This window comes from Sulfitobacter sp. D7, assembly GCF_003611275.1.
Classification (GTDB): Bacteria; Pseudomonadota; Alphaproteobacteria; order Rhodobacterales; family Rhodobacteraceae; genus Sulfitobacter; species Sulfitobacter profundi.
This window is the reverse complement of record NZ_CP020694.1, coordinates 3,118,618-3,134,491: the sequence shown is the minus strand read 5'-3', so window position 1 is coordinate 3,134,491 and position 15,874 is coordinate 3,118,618. Positions and strand designations below refer to the sequence as shown.

The 15,874-nt window shown below is 61.8% G+C and carries 14 protein-coding genes and 1 tRNA gene; 12 read left to right on the top strand and 3 right to left on the bottom strand.

The genetic code is table 11. The features are described 5' to 3' along the window. The first annotated feature begins 104 nt into the window (after window positions 1-104). The gene (locus B5M07_RS15335) at window positions 105-926 is read left to right on the top strand and encodes an alpha/beta fold hydrolase (protein ID WP_120351923.1); all 822 of its coding nucleotides are present in this window, start codon (window positions 105-107) and stop codon (window positions 924-926) included. Window positions 927-970: 44 nt separating this feature from the next. Here the strand turns inward: B5M07_RS15335 and B5M07_RS15330 are convergent, their stop codons facing one another. Next, on the bottom strand, window positions 971-2,224 hold the full coding sequence (locus B5M07_RS15330; RefSeq protein WP_120351922.1) for a GAF domain-containing sensor histidine kinase: 1,254 nt from the start codon (window positions 2,222-2,224) through the stop codon (window positions 971-973). A 265-nt stretch (window positions 2,225-2,489) separates the two neighbouring features. Between B5M07_RS15330 and B5M07_RS15325 the strand changes: the two genes are divergently transcribed. Genes B5M07_RS15325 through B5M07_RS15310 form a run of 4 tightly spaced genes read left to right on the top strand, consistent with a single transcriptional unit; the run spans window position 2,490 to window position 8,202 of the window. Further along, a complete protein-coding gene (locus B5M07_RS15325) occupies window positions 2,490-4,418 on the top strand; it encodes an extracellular solute-binding protein (protein ID WP_120351921.1) in 1,929 nt (642 codons plus the stop codon). Between the two features lie 9 nt (window positions 4,419-4,427). Beyond that, complete coding sequence (locus tag B5M07_RS15320; protein ID WP_067624906.1) at window positions 4,428-5,519, top strand: microcin C ABC transporter permease YejB; 1,092 nt, start codon at window positions 4,428-4,430, stop codon at window positions 5,517-5,519. Next, the gene (locus B5M07_RS15315; RefSeq protein WP_067624908.1) at window positions 5,519-6,625 is read left to right on the top strand and encodes an ABC transporter permease; all 1,107 of its coding nucleotides are present in this window, start codon (window positions 5,519-5,521) and stop codon (window positions 6,623-6,625) included. The genes B5M07_RS15320 and B5M07_RS15315 overlap by 1 nt, the downstream gene beginning before the upstream one ends. Next, window positions 6,622-8,202: an ABC transporter ATP-binding protein gene (locus tag B5M07_RS15310; RefSeq protein ID WP_120351920.1), complete on the top strand. Its 1,581-nt coding sequence runs from the start codon at window positions 6,622-6,624 to the stop codon at window positions 8,200-8,202. The genes B5M07_RS15315 and B5M07_RS15310 overlap by 4 nt, the downstream gene beginning before the upstream one ends. Window positions 8,203-8,336: 134 nt before the next feature. Here B5M07_RS15310 and B5M07_RS15305 read toward each other — a convergent pair whose 3' ends face one another. Together B5M07_RS15305 and B5M07_RS15300 are read right to left on the bottom strand one after the other, a co-directional pair. Continuing rightward, the gene (locus B5M07_RS15305; protein WP_120351919.1) at window positions 8,337-9,809 is read right to left on the bottom strand and encodes a D-alanyl-D-alanine carboxypeptidase family protein; all 1,473 of its coding nucleotides are present in this window, start codon (window positions 9,807-9,809) and stop codon (window positions 8,337-8,339) included. Window positions 9,810-10,073: 264 nt separating this feature from the next. After that, window positions 10,074-10,781 carry an HAD family hydrolase gene (locus B5M07_RS15300; protein WP_120351918.1) on the bottom strand — a complete coding sequence of 236 codons (708 nt, stop codon included), beginning with the start codon at window positions 10,779-10,781 and terminating at the stop codon, window positions 10,074-10,076. 156 nt (window positions 10,782-10,937) lie between these two features. Here B5M07_RS15300 and clpS point away from each other — a divergent pair, with 156 nt between their 5' ends. The 7 genes from clpS (at window position 10,938) to B5M07_RS15265 (ending at window position 15,813) form a co-directional block, all read left to right on the top strand. After that, a complete protein-coding gene (gene clpS, locus B5M07_RS15295) occupies window positions 10,938-11,261 on the top strand; it encodes an ATP-dependent Clp protease adapter ClpS (protein WP_120352290.1) in 324 nt (107 codons plus the stop codon). Between the two features lie 3 nt (window positions 11,262-11,264). After that, on the top strand, window positions 11,265-12,257 hold the full coding sequence (locus tag B5M07_RS15290; RefSeq protein ID WP_120351917.1) for a class I SAM-dependent methyltransferase: 993 nt from the start codon (window positions 11,265-11,267) through the stop codon (window positions 12,255-12,257). A 19-nt stretch (window positions 12,258-12,276) separates the two neighbouring features. Beyond that, window positions 12,277-13,077 carry an SDR family NAD(P)-dependent oxidoreductase gene (locus tag B5M07_RS15285; protein ID WP_067939675.1) on the top strand — a complete coding sequence of 267 codons (801 nt, stop codon included), beginning with the start codon at window positions 12,277-12,279 and terminating at the stop codon, window positions 13,075-13,077. Between the two features lie 117 nt (window positions 13,078-13,194). Then, window positions 13,195-13,271 (top strand) — tRNA-Met (locus B5M07_RS15280). A gap of 134 nt (window positions 13,272-13,405) precedes the next feature. After that, window positions 13,406-13,837, top strand: a complete 432-nt coding sequence (locus B5M07_RS15275; RefSeq protein ID WP_120351916.1) for an acyl-CoA thioesterase — start codon at window positions 13,406-13,408, stop codon at window positions 13,835-13,837. 75 nt (window positions 13,838-13,912) lie between these two features. Then, window positions 13,913-14,881, top strand: coding sequence for a Gfo/Idh/MocA family protein (locus B5M07_RS15270; RefSeq protein ID WP_120351915.1), 969 nt, complete (start codon window positions 13,913-13,915; stop codon window positions 14,879-14,881). Continuing rightward, window positions 14,878-15,813 carry an acetamidase/formamidase family protein gene (locus B5M07_RS15265; protein WP_120351914.1) on the top strand — a complete coding sequence of 312 codons (936 nt, stop codon included), beginning with the start codon at window positions 14,878-14,880 and terminating at the stop codon, window positions 15,811-15,813. Before B5M07_RS15270 ends, B5M07_RS15265 begins: the two co-directional genes overlap by 4 nt. Window positions 15,814-15,874 lie beyond the last annotated feature (61 nt).

Sequence of the window (15,874 nt, the reverse complement as noted above, 5' to 3'; positions counted from 1 at the left end):
GTGAAAGCCGCCCTCTGGGGCGGCTTTTGCGTTTGGGCGCGGCGGAACGTCTTCTTCATGCGGGTGTTGGGCCATGAAACGTCCACACCGAAAGGAGACGCGACATGCAAAGTCATACAACCACGGTCAATGGGATCGAAATGCGTTGGGAAGAGACGGGGGCGGGTGATCCTGTCATCCTACTTCACGGTATTCCCACATGCCCCGCGCTTTGGCGGGATGTCGCCCCGAAGGTCGCCGGGCGCCGGGTGCTCGCTTGGGAAATGCCGGGGTATGGTGCCTCGATCCCGCAGGGCGAAGGGCGTGATATTTCGGTCTCGGCCCAAGCGGACTATCTGGTCGCTTGGATGCGCGATCAGGGCATCTCGCGTGCGATCCTTGCCGCACATGACCTTGGCGGCGGTGTCGCGCAAATTGCGGCGGTGCGTCATCCTGAAATGGTCAGCGGGCTGCTTTTGACGAATGCGATCAGCTATGATTCATGGCCCGTGCCGCTGGTCAGCGCCGTGGCCAAGACTGGCGGCGTGGCGAAACATGCGCCCGATGGGTCGTTCCACCAGTTGCTGAAGATGATGTTTTCAAAGGGGCATGAGACCGACGCCGCCGCCGAGGCTGCCTTTGATGCCCATGCCCCGCATTACGCCCAACATGGAGAGGCCGAAGCCTTTGTCCGGCAGGCGCAGTCGCTGGATGTGGAAGACACCCAGGCCATCGCGGATAAGCTGCCCACGCTCAACATCCCCGCTCGGATCGTTTGGGGCGCGGCCGATGAGTTTCAAAAGCTCGAATATGGGGAGCGGCTTGCGAAAGATCTGAATGCACCGCTGCGGCGGATTGAAGGGGGCAAACACTTCACGCCTGAGGATCACCCGGACCTATTGGCGGAAGAGATCAACGCATTGATCCGCACGGTCGACGGAGCCTGAGCAAAGAGCGGGGCGCGGCATAGTGCGCGCCCCGCGCTTCAAAATTACTGAGCCGCGATCACCGGGGCGGCGACGTTTGCCGCGGCGATCCCGCCGATGTCGCAGCGCCACGCGGGCAGGCGGATCACGGCGCGGCTGCGGCCCGCCTCTACATGCACCTCGAAATCCCCGCCGTGCATTTCGATCAGCTTGCGGGTCAGCGGCAGGCCAAGGCCCAGCCCGCCCTTGGTGCTGCGATGGTCCATCATGCCGCCGACGACAAAGGGTTTGTAAAGCTCGGCAAGGTCGACGTGATCGTCAAAAGAGCCATTGTCGGTGATCGAAATCTCGATATTGCCCTCGGCGTCTTTGAACGTCCCTAGCGCGATCTCACTGCCCCCGTGCAGCACCGAGTTCAGCACCAAGGCCGTCACCGCCAATTCGATCTGGTCGCCATCTATGTGCATTTCCTCAAGCGGCAGGCTGTCGCGCAGAGTGATGGTTTTTGTGGTCGCGTCCGTGGTGGCGAAATGCAGGGCCGAAACCGATTGCAAAAGATCGTTCAGATTGCATTCTCGCTCGTTCAGGCGCAGCTCTCCGGTGCTGACATTGCTATAGGATATGATCGTCTCGATCAACGCGCTGAGGTGGTCGACAGACCGCCGGGCAGAGCGAATCAGCAGCGGATTAATCCCTTGTTCGGCTTTGGCCTCCAACATGCGCAGGCTGCCGAAGAGAACCGTCAGCGGTGTTCGCAGTTCGTGACCCACCAGCGTTAAAAATGTGGATTCGGCGCTGGTGTCGGCCTTTAGCTCAGGGGCGTTCGGCTGGCTGCGCTCAAGCGCCGCGACGACCATACGGCCAAGGTCTTCCAACAGGGCGATCTGTTTCTCGGAGGGCTGTTCGTGCGGTTGCAGGTCCAGCGCGCAGAGGCTGCCAAAGCGGTGGCCCGAGGACAGGATCAGCGGCACGCCGCAGTAATAGCGCGCCTCGGGTCCGCCCTTGGCAACCATGGGGTGGCGCTCAAATCGGGGGTCTTTGCTGAGGTCGGGCACCACCAGTGGCACGTCTGACATGATCGTATGGCTGCAAAACCCGGTGTCCTTCGGCATCGGTTCCAGCGGGTAGCCGACCACGGATTTGTACCATTGGGTATCGGCCTCCACGACGCTGATATGTGCAATCGGACAGTCAAGCAGACGGCGGGTGGCCTCGCAGATAGTGTCGAACAAAGCTTCGTTCTCGGCCGTGAGGCCGGGCACATCAAAAACGGCGCGCAAGCGGGCTTCTTCGTTAAAGGGAATCGGGTAGGTTCTCATTGTCTGCTCCAGTTTACGCATCGTTAATTTGAGTGAAGAATCTGTTAATATTGGGGCGAGAAATCGGCTGGCCTGCGAAGTTCCCGGGCGTCGGGCTACACATTCTCGCGAGCGGAAGCGGGGGAAATCGCCCTTCGATGGGGCAACCTCCGCGGCGGACCGCCCGTGCAGGGCAACCTTACATATTCGCAACTTGTATCTTGGCATCTCACAGCGTTAGCCTAGATGACGCCTACCCGGACTATGCCACGCCAAGGAGTGACCTATGCCCCGTGCCCAGACCCGCGCCGCGACCCGCCCTTCGGTCTTTGATGACCTGCCGCTATGGCTCGCGACGCTGACGCTGATGGTGGCGGCCCTCTTGGCCGGTGCCGCCGCGGCGCAGGAGCAGGAGGTCATCAAAAGCCATGGCTATTCATTTTATGGCGATCTGACCTACCCGGCGGATTTCGAGCATTTTAACTATGTGAACCCCGATGCACCCAAGGGCGGGGAAATCTCGATCCCCTTCGTGGGCACGCTGGATTCGATGAACCCCTATTCCGGCAAGGGCCGCGCGCATCTGTTCTCGATCTTTGGGTTTGAAAGCCTGCTGGGCGAGGCCCCATCGGGTGAGCCGCTGCCGGCGGATGTCTATGGCGAAAGCTACTGCCTGCTGTGCGAAAGTCTTGAGTACCCCGAGGACAAGTCTTGGGTGACCTTCCACATGCGCCCCGAGGCGACGTTTTCGGACGGCTCGCCGGTGACCGCGCATGACATCGTGTTCTCGCACAACCTGCTCTTGGACGAGGGCCTGAAATCCTATGCAGACGCGGTGCGCAAGCGCATCCCCAAGGTTGAAGCGCTGGACGATCATACGGTGAAATTCCACTTTGCCGACGGTATCTCCCGCCGCAGCCTGATCGAGACGGTAGGCGGCGTGCCCGCATGGCCGAAACATTGGTTCGAGGAAACCGGCAACACCCTTAAAGACAGCTGGATGGACCCGCCCCCCGGATCGGGCGCCTATATGGTCGAAAGCGTCGATCTGACCAAGCGCATCGTGCTGAAACGCAACCCCGACTACTGGGGCAAGGACTTGCCGATCAACCGTGGCCGCATGAATTTCGACCGCATCCGGCTGGAGATTTTCAGCGACGACACTTCGGCCTTTGAGGCGTTCAAGGCGGGCGAATATACCTTCCGCGCCGAGGGGGACTCCAAAAAGTGGGCTACGGGCTACGACTTCTCCAAGGTGAGTGACGGCGACATCGTCAAGGCCGAGCTGCCCGACGGCTCGCCTCCCACGCCATCGGGGATCATCTTTAACCTCGGTCGCGAGACGCTGCAGGACCGCCGTGTGCGCGAGGCCGTGGCACTGATGTTCAACTTTGAATGGACCAACGAGTCGCTGCAATACGGGCTCTTCAGCCACCGCGCCTCGTTCACGCAAGACACGCCGCTGATGGCCGGGGCCGCGCCCGAGGGGGCGGAACTGGCGCTTCTGGAAAGCCTTGGCGATCTGGTGCCGGGGGAGCTGTTGAGCGCGCCTGCCGTGGTGCCGCATTCCTCAGACCCCAGCCGCCTGTTGGACCGCCGCAACGCGCGGCAGGCTTCCAAGCTGTTGGAGGAAGCGGGTTGGACCGTGCAGAACGGCATGCGTGTCAATGAGGCGGGCGAACCCCTGCGGCTGAACTTCCTGATGAACTCCGCCGGGTCGCCGACGATTTCGGCAGTGATCGAAAATTTCGTGGGCAACCTGCAATCCATCGGCATCGACGCGCGGCTGGAGAAGGTGGACAGTTCGCAATACACCGCCCGTGAGCGGGACCGCGACTATGACATGATCTATGACGCCTATGCCGCCTTCCTTGGCACCGGCACCGGTCTGTCGCAGCGCTACGGGTCCGAGGCGGCGGAATTTTCGCTGTTCAACCCCGCAGGGCTTGCTAGCCCGCTGGTCGACGCGATCATCGAAGCCTCGCTCGATGCCGAAACGGCAGAGGACGAAGATGCGGCTCTGATGGCGCTGGATCGGGCGCTGCGGCATGAATTCTTTATGATCCCCACATGGTACAACGACAGCTATTGGGTTGCCTATTACGACCAATACGACCACCCCGAGATTCCGTCCTATGCTTTGGGCTACCTCGATTTCTGGTGGTATGACGAAGACCGCGCGCAGCAATTGCGCGCCTCCGGCGCCTTGCGGTAAAGCGACCACATGGGTGCTTATATTCTCAGACGGCTGTTGCTGGTGATCCCGACCTTGTTCGGCATCATGCTGGTCAACTTTGCCTTGGTGCAATTCGTCCCCGGTGGCCCGGTAGAGCAGGCCATCGCGCGGATTCAGGGTGGCGGCGATGTCTTTGGCGGCTTTGCCGGAGGCAACAACGACGCCGGGGTCGACACGATGGCACGCGGGTCTGACAGTACCTATGTCGGCGCGCGCGGGTTGCCGCCTGAGTTAATCGAGGAGTTGGAGAAGGAATTCGGCTTCGACAAACCCCCCGTGGAGCGGTTCTTTCACATGCTGTGGAACTACATGCGGCTTGATTTCGGCGAGAGTTACTTCCGTGCCATCAGTGTGATCGAACTGATCAAGGAAAAGCTGCCGGTCTCGATCACGCTGGGGCTTTGGTCAACGCTGATCGCGCATCTGGTGTCGATCCCCTTGGGCATCCGCAAGGCGGTGCGCGACGGCAGCCGGTTCGATACCTGGACCTCGGGCGCGATCATTGCGGCCTATGCGATCCCCGGTTTCCTCTTTGCCATCCTGCTGCTGGTGCTCTTTGCCGGTGGGTCTTACTGGCAGATCTTCCCGCTGCGTGGCCTGACCTCGGATAATTTCGACAGCCTCAGCCCCTTGGGCAAGGTGGCCGATTATTTCTGGCACATCACGCTGCCGGTGCTGGCCTCGACGATCTCGGCCTTTGCCACGCTGACGCTGCTGACCAAGAACAGCTTTCTGGACGAGATCAAAAAGCAATATGTCATCACCGCCCGCGCCAAAGGCCTGTCAGAGCGCAAGGTGCTTTACGGGCATGTCTTCCGCAACGCGATGCTGATCGTGATCGCCAGTTTTCCGGCGGTCTTCATCTCGGTCTTTTTCGGCGGGTCGATCATTATCGAGACGATCTTTAGCCTTGATGGGTTGGGGCGTCTGGGTTTTGAGGCGGCGGTGGCACGCGACTATCCGATTGTCTTCGGGACGCTCTTCATCTTTGGCCTCATCGGCCTTGTCGTCGGCATCTTGTCGGACATGATGTATGTGCTCGTCGACCCGCGCATCGACTTTGAGAAGAGGGAAGGCTGATGGCGCTGTCCCCCCTGAACCAGCGCCGCTGGCGCAATTTCACCGCGAACCGCCGCGCCTATTGGTCGCTGTGGATTTTCGCGATCCTTTTTGGCATTTCGCTGCTGGCCGAGTTCGTGGCCAACGACAAGCCGATCCTCGTGAGCTACCGCGGCGAGTATTACGCGCCGATTTTCAACTTCTACCCTGAGACCGCTTTTGGCGGCGATTTCCAGACCGAAGCCGCCTACCGCGACCCTGAGGTGCAATGCCTCATCGCCACCGGTGGGCTGGATGCCTGTTTCGACGACCCTGAGGGCTATATTATCGACGCCGCGGATGGCGAGGTCGAAGGCGAAGCGATCGACAAGGGCTGGGCGCTTTGGCCCGTCATTCCCTATTCCTTCGACACCGCCGTGGACCGCCCCGGTGCCGCACCGCTGCCGCCCAACGGGCAGAACTGGCTCGGGACCGACGGCACCAAACGCGATGTGATGGCGCGGGTCATCCATGGCTTCCGGCTTTCGGTGGTGTTCACCCTGATCGTCACCGGGGCGGCGTCGATCATCGGCATTCTGGCGGGCGCGGTGCAGGGCTTCTTTGGCGGCTGGCTCGACCTGATCTTTCAGCGCATCATCGAGATTTGGTCCTCAACCCCGTCGCTCTACGTGATCATCATTATGTTCGCCATTCTGGGGCGAAGTTTCTGGCTCTTAGTGATCCTCTTGGTGCTGTTCTCATGGACCGCGCTAGTGGGCGTGGTGCGGGCCGAATTCCTGCGCGCGCGTAACCTTGAATACGTCCGCGCCGCCCGTGCGCTTGGGGTCGGCAACGGCACCATCATGCTGCGCCATATGCTGCCCAACGCGATGGTGGCCACGCTGACCATGCTGCCGTTTATCATCACGGGCACGATTTCCACTCTGGCGACGCTCGACTTCTTGGGCTTCGGCCTGCCGTCCTCGGCGCCGTCGCTGGGGGAATTGACGCTGCAAGCTAAGCAGAACCTGCAAGCGCCTTGGCTGGCCTTCTCGGCCTTCTTTACCTTTGCCATCATGTTGTCTCTGCTGGTCTTCATCTTTGAAGGCATCCGCGACGCATTCGATCCCAGAAAGACCTTCTCGTGACTGCTTTGTTGGACGTCAAAGACCTGCAGGTTTCCTTTCGGCAGGACGGGCAGTTGATCCCGGCGGTGCGCGGGGTCAGCTTTGCCGTGAACCGGGGAGAGACGGTGGCTCTGGTGGGCGAAAGCGGCTCGGGCAAGTCGGTCTCGGCGCTCTCGACGGTGTCGCTCTTGGGCGATAGCGCGCGGGTCAGCGGCTCGGTCACCTATGACGGGCAAGAGATGATCGGCGCGGATGACAAGCTGCTGCATAAGGTGCGCGGCAACGACATCTCGTTCATTTTTCAAGAGCCGATGACCTCGCTCAACCCGCTGCACACGATCGAAAAGCAACTGGCGGAGTCGCTGGCGCTGCATCAGGGATTGCAGGGGGCCGAGGCGCGGGCGCGGGTGTTGAGCCTCTTGGAACAGGTCGGCATCAATGACGCGGAGAGCCGCATGGGCGCCTATCCGCACCAGCTTTCCGGCGGGCAGCGGCAGCGCGTAATGATCGCGATGGCGCTGGCCAACAAGCCCGACATCTTGATCGCGGATGAGCCAACCACGGCGCTCGACGTGACCATTCAGGCGCAGATTCTCGACCTGTTGAAAGACCTGAAGGATGAGATGGGGATGGGGCTTTTGTTCATTACCCATGACCTCGGGATCGTCCGGCGCATCGCCGACCGGGTCTTTGTCATGCAAAAGGGGCTGGTCGTCGAAGAGGGGCCGACCGCTGAGATTTTCGACAATCCGCAACACCCCTATACACGCAAACTGCTCGGCGCCGAGCCCACCGGCGCGCCGGCCCCTGTGGCTGCGGATGCGCCCGAAGTGCTGCGGACCGACAACCTCAAGGTTTGGTTCCCGATCCAGAAGGGCCTGCTGCGCCGCACCGTGGGCCATGTGAAGGCCGTCAACGACACGAGCCTGTCGATCCGCGCGGGCGAAACGCTTGGCATCGTCGGCGAAAGCGGCTCGGGCAAGACCACCGCGGCGCTGGCGATCATGCGGCTCATCGGCTCGGAAGGGGAGGTGACTTTTCGTGGCGAGGACCTGCGCAAATGGTCCACCAAAAAGCTGCGCCGCCTACGCGCCGATATGCAGATCGTCTTTCAAGATCCTTTCGGCTCGCTCAGCCCGCGGATGACCTGTTTCCAGATCATCTCGGAGGGGCTGGCGATCCACAAGATCGACAAGGCGCGCGACAGACGTGAACTGGTGGCGGAGGTGATGACGGAAGTGGGGCTCGACCCCGCGACGATGGACCGCTACCCGCATGAGTTCTCCGGCGGGCAGCGCCAGCGGATCGCCATCGCCCGCGCCATGGTGCTGCGGCCGAAGCTGCTGGTTCTCGACGAGCCAACCTCGGCCTTGGACATGACGGTGCAGGTGCAGATCGTTGATTTGCTGCGGGAGTTGCAGGCGAAATACGGGTTGGCCTATCTGTTCATCAGTCACGATCTGAAGGTCGTGCGGGCGATGTCGCACAAGGTGATGGTGATGAAGCGCGGCGATGTGGTGGAATACGGCGACGTTGATGCGCTTTATGACAATCCGCAGACCGACTATACGCGCAAGCTGTTGCAGGCGGCTGGTTAAGCAGACGTCGTAAGTGCGGAGAGGGAGAGGGGGGGCGCTGCCCCCATCGCGCCGGGGGGCGCGATTCCCCCGCGGGTATTTTTAAAAGGATGAAGATTGGGGGGCGTCGCCTGAGGGGCGGCGGTCTTTGGGCTTTAGCCTTCGCTTGGGCCGATCATGAAGCAGCTGACGTTGCGCGCGGCCAGACGGCGGCAGGCGAGGTCGGCGCTTTCGCGTGACAGGCCGAGGAAGTTCGCGTCATAGCCCTGCGGACGCTGCACCACTTTGCGCAATGTGCCATCAAGCGTCGACATTTCGGCCAGTGCGGTTTTCAGCAGGACCTTCTCGGCGGCGTAGCGGCTGGGGAAGCGGCCCACGTTGACCCCCCAGTGGCGACCGCCCGAGGTGGAGACGCGGGTCACGATTTCTTGCTCTACCGCCTGCTGTACGGCCAGCGTTACGTCTTTGGGCCGCGGTTCGGGGCGGGGGGAGGCCTGCGCGGTGGCGATGACGACTTCGGCGTCTTTGATCTCTGGTGTGGGCGCGGCGGCGGGCGGGGTTGGCGCGGTTTGCACCGCTTCGCGTAGGGCTGCCGTGATGTCGCTGTTGGAGACCGTGCTGGTTGCTTCGGGGGCGGCTGCGGTGGCCACGACCACGACTTCGCTGCGAGGGCGGAGTTGCGGGCGTTTGGAGGTGGTGACGGCACCGACAAGTCGGATCGTTTTGCCTGCGGCACCGGGGGCCGCGGGCGTGTCTTCGACATCGGCGTAGACCGGGGGCACTGGTTTGCGCAGGGGGGCCGAAGAGGGGGCGCGGCGGAAGCCAAGGTCCATCAACTCGGCCACTTTGGCGTTGCGCGAGGCGGTGGATTTGCCCCCGAAGACGGTCACGATGATCCGTTCGTTGCCACGCTCGGCCGAGGCCGTCAGGTTGAAGCCCGCGGCGCGGGTATAGCCGGTTTTGATGCCATCGGCGCCTTTGTAAGATCCCAGAAACCGGCGGTTTGTGTGGGAGACCTTGCGCACGCCCGCATCGGCGGTGATGCGCGAGAACAGGTTGTAGTACTGCGGGTAATCATAGAGCAGGTGGCGGCCCAGAGCCGTCATATCGCGCGCGGTGGAGAGGTGGCCGCTTTCGGTCAGCCCGTGCATATTCTTGAAGGTGGTGCGCGTCATGCCAAGCTGTTTGGCGGTGCGGTTCATTCGGCGGGCAAAGGCGGCCTCGGACCCTTCGATGGCTTCGCCGATCGCGGTGGCGGCATCATTGGCGGATTTCACGGCGGCGGCGCGGATCAGGTAGCGCAGGGCGATTTTTTGGCCCGGACGCATGCCCAGTTTGCTGGGCGGCTCTGAGGCGGCGTTCTTGGAGATCGTTACTTGGGTATCGAGTGAGAGTTCCCCGCGTTCGACCGCTTGGAAAGCGATGTAGAGGGTCATCATCTTGGTCAGGGAGGCGGGGTGCAGGCGCGTGTCGGCGTTCTCTGCGTGGATTTCTTTGCCGGTGCGGGCATCGATGACATAGGCGGCATAGGGGGCTGCCATGGCGCTGAGGGGTAGGATGACCAGAACCCAGAGTGCTGCGAATAGAAATAGCCCGTAACGGGCCGGCTGAATGCGCCGAGCCTTCATATTTGCCTGCCTTTTACTGCCTCAAGTCGCCGATTTTCGGCTGACCATTTATTGATTGGTTCAAGGCTAGCATAGGACGGCGCATCGCGGAAGCCGTCGAATCCGATGGACAGGGTAAAAAAGGACGGATCTCTCCTCCAATATGTAGAGGCTTGCGCACATTGACCCACTATAAGCGCGAATAAGGCAAGAATTGGGCGTAAATTGGCCCGCAGTGGGGCGTTTTTAGTTGGGGCGCAGAGGCGACTCACCGGCGCGGGCGAGTCACCCCGAAACGATCTTTTTCACCGTCTCTGGGAGGCCGGAAAGATCGTTAATTTCAACAAAACGTGGTGAATTGGTTGGCGGTTCGGCGTGTTCCATCGCCCATGTGAGGTCGTGGGGCACGTGGACGCCCCAGCCGCCGGCCTCGATCATCGGGCGTACATCGGAGGCCAGTGAGTTGCCGACCATCAGCCCCTGCGCGGCGCCTTGCCCATGCTGCTTAAAAATGTGGCGATAGGCGGCTTCGGTCTTGTGAGAGACGATTTCGACCGCATCGAACCTCTCTCGCAGGCCTGATTGCGCCAGTTTGCGCTCTTGATCCAGCAGGTCGCCTTTGGTCACCACGATCAGCCGGTAGTCACCGCGCAGGGTTTCCAGCACGTCTTCGACATGGGGCAGCAGTTCAATCGGATGGTCCAGCATCTCGCGCCCGGCGGCGAGCAGGTCACTGATCACCTCGGCGGGGACTTTGCCCTCTGTCACCTCGATTGCGGTCTCGATCATCGACAGGGTGAAACCTTTGATCCCGTAGCCGTAATGCGGCAGATTGCGCCGTTCGGCTTCCAAAAGCCGTGCCATCAGATGGTCGCGTTCACTATGTTCGGCCAGAAGGGCTGCAAAACGGTCGTGAGAGAGTGCAAAGTAGCGTTCATTATGCCACAATGTGTCATCCGCATCGAAACCGATGGTGGTGAGTGCCCCGCCCATATGTGCTGCCTCTTTCCTAAATTGGTTCAGGGGTTATATAGACGGCTGCACGACGAACAAGCTCTACCCCCAGCCGCAGGAGCAGCAATGCACCGTGACGACGCGAAAGCAGATTGGACGATCCAAGTAGCAGACCGGCCCGCGATGGGTTGGCAGATGATGGCGGACGGTCCCAAGGATGACGACGACACCGAGTTGTTGACCAAAACCCGCCCCAAGACCAAACGCCCGCCGCTTTACAAGGTTATGCTGCTGAACGACGATTTCACCCCGATGGAATTCGTGGTGCATGTGCTGGAGCGGTTCTTTGGCCTGAACCATGCGCAGGCGTTTGAGATCATGCTGACGGTTCACAAAAAGGGGCTGGCCGTGGTTGGCGTCTTTAGCCACGAGATCGCGGAGACGAAAGTGGCGCAGGTGATGGATTTCGCCCGGCGTCATCAACATCCGCTGCAATGCACTATGGAAAAAGAAGAATAACACGTGATTGATCCGCGACTGGAACTGGCCCTGAACGGCGGTGGGCTGGACTTGCCCGAAACTGGGGTGATCGCCATCTTTCAGCCCCCCGTAGACGCTGATCTGGCCGGTTTGCCGCCCGAGCGCTGCAAGATCATTCACGATTTCAAGCCCGCCTATGACGCTTGGACCGCGCGGGGCTATGAGGCCGCGCATTCGGTCGAAGGGCGCTATGCCGCCGCCATAGTCTGCCTGCCGCGCGCCAAACATGAGGCCCGCGCCTTGGTCGCGCAAGCCTGTGCCGTAAGCGACGGGCCGGTGGTGGTTGATGGGCAAAAGACCGATGGCGCGGATTCGATCCTGCGCGAGATGCGTGCGCGGGTGACGGTGCAGGGGCCGATCTCCAAGGCGCACGGCAAGCTCTATTGGATCGACGCGGGCTCAAGCGATTTCTTCACCGATTGGGAAGCTGGCCCCGCCCAGACGGAGGGCGGCTTTTGGACCGCGCCGGGGGTTTTCTCTGCAGATGGGGTCGATCTGGCCTCGGCGCTATTGGTGGATGCGCTGCCCGATAACCTTGGGGCCGAGGTGGCCGATCTCGGCGCAGGTTGGGGCTTCCTCTCGGCGCATATCCTGACGCGGCCCAAGGTGAAGACCGTGCATTTGGTCGAGGCCGGGCATTTGGCGCTGGAATGCGCGCGTCATAACGTGACCGATGATCGCGCCGTGTTCCATTGGGAGGACGCCACCGAATGGCAGCCGCCGCACCGGATGGACGCGGTGGTGATGAACCCGCCTTTCCACACCGGCCGCGCCGCTGAGCCACAGATTGGTCAAGCCTTTGTCGCCGCCGCCGCGCGTATGCTGTCGGGGCAGGGCGACCTGTGGATGGTGGCCAACCGGCATCTGCCCTATGAGGCGGAACTGAAGAAACGCTTTGCACAGGTGGCCGAGCTTGGAGGCGATGCGCGGTTCAAACTGTTCCACGCCACACGCCCGCTGACCCGGCGCCGCTAAGCCTTAAGGGGGTATCCCGATGTCATTCTCGATCTCAGGCAAAACAGCCATCATCACAGGTGCCGCAGACGGCATTGGCCTTGCCATCGCGCGGCATCTGGCCGACCGGGGCGCCAATGTGATGTGCGCCGATTCCAACGAGAAAAAGCTGATGGAAGAGTTGGGCGACACGCCGGACGACGGGAATGTCCGCGTTTTCGCCGGCGATCTACGCCAGCGGCTGACCATCGCCAACCTCGTCTCGGCCACGATCGACGCCTACGATCAGGTAGATATCCTTGTGAATGCCTCGCGGCAGGTGTTGCCCACCGATCCGCTGGATGTGGAAGACGGATCGGTTGATACGCTGTTGCAGCAGAACCTGATGACGGCGCTGCAACTGTCGCAGCAGGTGGCGCGGCGGATGATAAAACAGGCCGAGGGCCAGACCGAGGGGCAGGTGGGGTCGATCATCAACCTCAGTTCCATTGCGGCACAACGTCACCAGCCGGATATGATGGGCTATGCCATCGCCTCGGCGGCGGTGCAGCAGATGACCCGCTCTCTGGCGCTGGTGCTGGCTCAGCACCGGATACGGGTGAATGCGATCTCTTTCGGGTCGGTGATGAGCGCGTCGCTGCGCGCCGCCGTGGCCGAAAACCGCGACTGGCGCGAGGATATTCGCGCGCATACGCCGCTTGGCCGTATCGCCGGGCCGAATGAACTTTGCGAGGCGGTGCAATTCCTCGCCGCCGAAAGCTCGGGCTTTATGACCGGTGAGATCATGACCATTGATGGTGGGCGTACCCTGCTTGATGTGGTCTCGGCCCCCGCGCATTAAAACCCGCGCATTGAGACCCGCGCATTAAGACGGGGCGGCAGTTTTCTTCGGCAAAAGTGAATTCATCCATCTTTCGCCCTTGACCCCAATGCCAAGCTGCCTTATCCGACGCGCCACGGCGTTATAGCTCAGTTGGTTAGAGCGAACGACTCATAATCGTTAGGTCCCTGGTTCAAATCCAGGTAACGCCACCATCCTCACCCTTTTTCGTATGACGATATGCCTGCTGGGCTGGCACTGGCCACCTGCGCTTGGGTTGCACGCGGGGCTGGAAGGGATAGAAGATAGCCCATGCCCCGCGCGGGTTTGAGCAGATGAAAGCAGCCTTATGACCACGGAAAACTTCGTTCACGAGATCAACGTCACTTGGGGCGATTGTGACCCGGCGCAGATCGCCTATACCGCGCGGCTGCCCTATTTTGCGTTGGATGCGATCAACGCATGGTGGGAGGCGCATTTCGATGGCGATGGTTGGTTCCAACTGCAGATCGACCGCAACATCGGCACGCCTTTCGTGAACCTTTCGATGGATTTCCGCAGCCCGGTCACGCCACGGCACAAGCTGATGTGCGAAACCTATCCGACGCGGCTCGGCAACAAATCCATCACCTTCGGCATGAAAGCGCGGCAGAACGGGGTGCTGTGTTTCGAGGGGTCGTTCACCTGCGTCTTCACCATTGCGGATGTGTTCGAAAGCCAATCCGCCCCCGAAGAACTGGCCCGGGTGATCAAACCACTGGTCCGCACCGACCTCGCCTAGGCGCAATCGGTCTGAGGCGGTTGAAGTTCCCCTAATTGCAGCGTCTTATCGCGCTGCATATCGAGGGAGACAGAGATGACGATCAGGACTGCGGTAATCGGATTGGGAATCATGGGCCGGCGCATGGCCGAGAACATGGTGCTGCACCCCGGCTTCACGGTCACCACCATGTGGGATCCCGACCCAGCGGCCTGCGCCGCCGCGCAAAAGGTCGCGCCGGAGGCGGCAGTGTCGGCCACGGCGTCCGAGGCGATGGCCGATGTCGATCTCGTTTACCTCGCCTGCCCCCCGGTGCCGCGCAAAGCCTATGCGCTTGAGGCCGCGGCGGCGGGCAAGGCGATCTTCCTCGAAAAACCGCTAGGCGTGGACATCGCGGAAAGTCGTGCGTTGGTGGCGGAGTTGCAGGCTGCAGGCGTTCCGGCGGCGGTGAATTTCACCCAAGCGGCGGGGGCGGCGCTGACCGATCTAACGCGGTCGATCGGTGAGGGTGCGCTTGGCGATCTTTGCGGTATCGACATCATCGTGACCTATCCGGCCTGGCCCCGCGCGTGGCAGGTGGATGCGGATTGGCTGCGCTTTGCCGAAGAGGGCGGCATGACCCGCGAGGTAATCTCGCATTTCCTGTTTTTGAGCGAGCGGGTGCTGGGGCCGCTGACCCTGCAATGGGCCCATGCGGAATATCCCGACGCCGAACTTTGCGAGACCCATGTCGCGGCACGGCTGGTCAATGCCGAGGGCTTGCCGGTTTCGATCCTTGGCTCTGTTGGTGGTGTGCAGCCGGACCGGCAAGAGGTGACGGTGAAAGGGGCCAAGGCCAGCCGCCGCATCTCGGAGTTTGCCATCGACACCCTGTCGACCGGAGAGGCCTTCGCGCCGACCAACAGCAGCCCCACCGACACCCGCGCCACCAGCCTCAAAGCGCAGCTTGACGACATGGCGCTTCTGATGGACGGCGGCCCGAGCCGACTGGCCACACCAGAAGAGGCGCTGCGCGTGCAGGAGCTTATCGAAGGCATTTTGGCCAACGGAAGGACACAGTCATGACCGCCACCTTGCAGTCATCGCCCGAAACCTGCCACTGGGGCTACTTTGAGGCCAGCCGCCCGCCCGCGCTGACGATCCAAAGCGGCGACGAGGTGATCATCAACACCGTCTCTGGCGCGCCGAACTGCCTGCCGCCCGAAGGCTTCCATGTGCCGCCGGAACTTTACGACATCCACAAGGCAGGCCCGCCGCCGATGCCCGGCCATATCCTGACGGGCCCGGTGGCCGTCGAAGGCGCGACGCCCGGGGATGTGCTGAAGGTCGATATCCTTGATGTCGTGCTGCGGCAGGACTGGGGGTATAACTTCATCCGCCCCTTGGCAGGCACGCTGCCGCAGGATTTCACCGAGACCTATCACAGCAACATCCCGCTGGACGCAGAGCGGGGCATCGCCCGTCTGCCTTGGGGAATGGAACTGCCCTTGGCCCCGTTCTTTGGCGTCATGGCTGTGGCGCCGCCGCCCGAATGGGGCCGGATCGCCACCATTGAGCCGCGCAAGCATGGCGGCAATCTGGACAACAAGGAACTGGTGGCGGGCAGCACGCTTTACCTGCCGGTCTTCAACGAAGGGGCGCTGTTTTCCTGCGGGGATGGGCACGGTGCGCAGGGCGACGGCGAAGTCTGCGTCACGGCGATTGAGACGGCGCTACAGGGGCGCTTTCGTCTGACGGTGTTGAAGGATCGCGGGCTCAGCTATCCGCAGGCCGAAACGCCGACCCATGTGATCACCATGGGCATGGCCCCCGACCTTGACCACTGCGCGGAGATGGCCCTGCGGGAGATGATCGCGCTGGTGTCTGAGCGTGCGGGGATCAGCCGTGAGGATGCCTATGTGCTCTGTTCGCTGGCCGGGGATCTGCGCATCACCCAGACGGTGAACCGCGAAAAGGGCGTGCATATGATGATGGCGAAAAACCTGATCGGCGGTTAACGCCAGCGCCAACCAAAGAAAAAGGGCCGCATCGCTGCGGCCCTTTCGCGTTTCTACCTAG

What these genes read in the sequence shown, in the direction of transcription:
- B5M07_RS15275 (WP_120351916.1), top strand. Translation starts at nt 13,406, where the DNA reads ATGACCACGGAAAACTTCGTTCACGAGATCAACGTCACTTGGGGCGAT.
- B5M07_RS15325 (WP_120351921.1), top strand. Translation starts at nt 2,490, where the DNA reads ATGCCCCGTGCCCAGACCCGCGCCGCGACCCGCCCTTCGGTCTTTGAT.
- B5M07_RS15330 (WP_120351922.1), bottom strand. Translation starts at nt 2,224, where the DNA reads ATGAGAACCTACCCGATTCCCTTTAACGAAGAAGCCCGCTTGCGCGCC.
- B5M07_RS15335 (WP_120351923.1), top strand. Translation starts at nt 105, where the DNA reads ATGCAAAGTCATACAACCACGGTCAATGGGATCGAAATGCGTTGGGAA.
- B5M07_RS15285 (WP_067939675.1), top strand. Translation starts at nt 12,277, where the DNA reads ATGTCATTCTCGATCTCAGGCAAAACAGCCATCATCACAGGTGCCGCA.
- B5M07_RS15300 (WP_120351918.1), bottom strand. Translation starts at nt 10,781, where the DNA reads ATGGGCGGGGCACTCACCACCATCGGTTTCGATGCGGATGACACATTG.
- B5M07_RS15305 (WP_120351919.1), bottom strand. Translation starts at nt 9,809, where the DNA reads ATGAAGGCTCGGCGCATTCAGCCGGCCCGTTACGGGCTATTTCTATTC.
- B5M07_RS15315 (WP_067624908.1), top strand. Translation starts at nt 5,519, where the DNA reads ATGGCGCTGTCCCCCCTGAACCAGCGCCGCTGGCGCAATTTCACCGCG.
- B5M07_RS15270 (WP_120351915.1), top strand. Translation starts at nt 13,913, where the DNA reads ATGACGATCAGGACTGCGGTAATCGGATTGGGAATCATGGGCCGGCGC.
- B5M07_RS15265 (WP_120351914.1), top strand. Translation starts at nt 14,878, where the DNA reads ATGACCGCCACCTTGCAGTCATCGCCCGAAACCTGCCACTGGGGCTAC.
- B5M07_RS15320 (WP_067624906.1), top strand. Translation starts at nt 4,428, where the DNA reads ATGGGTGCTTATATTCTCAGACGGCTGTTGCTGGTGATCCCGACCTTG.
- clpS (WP_120352290.1), top strand. Translation starts at nt 10,938, where the DNA reads ATGATGGCGGACGGTCCCAAGGATGACGACGACACCGAGTTGTTGACC.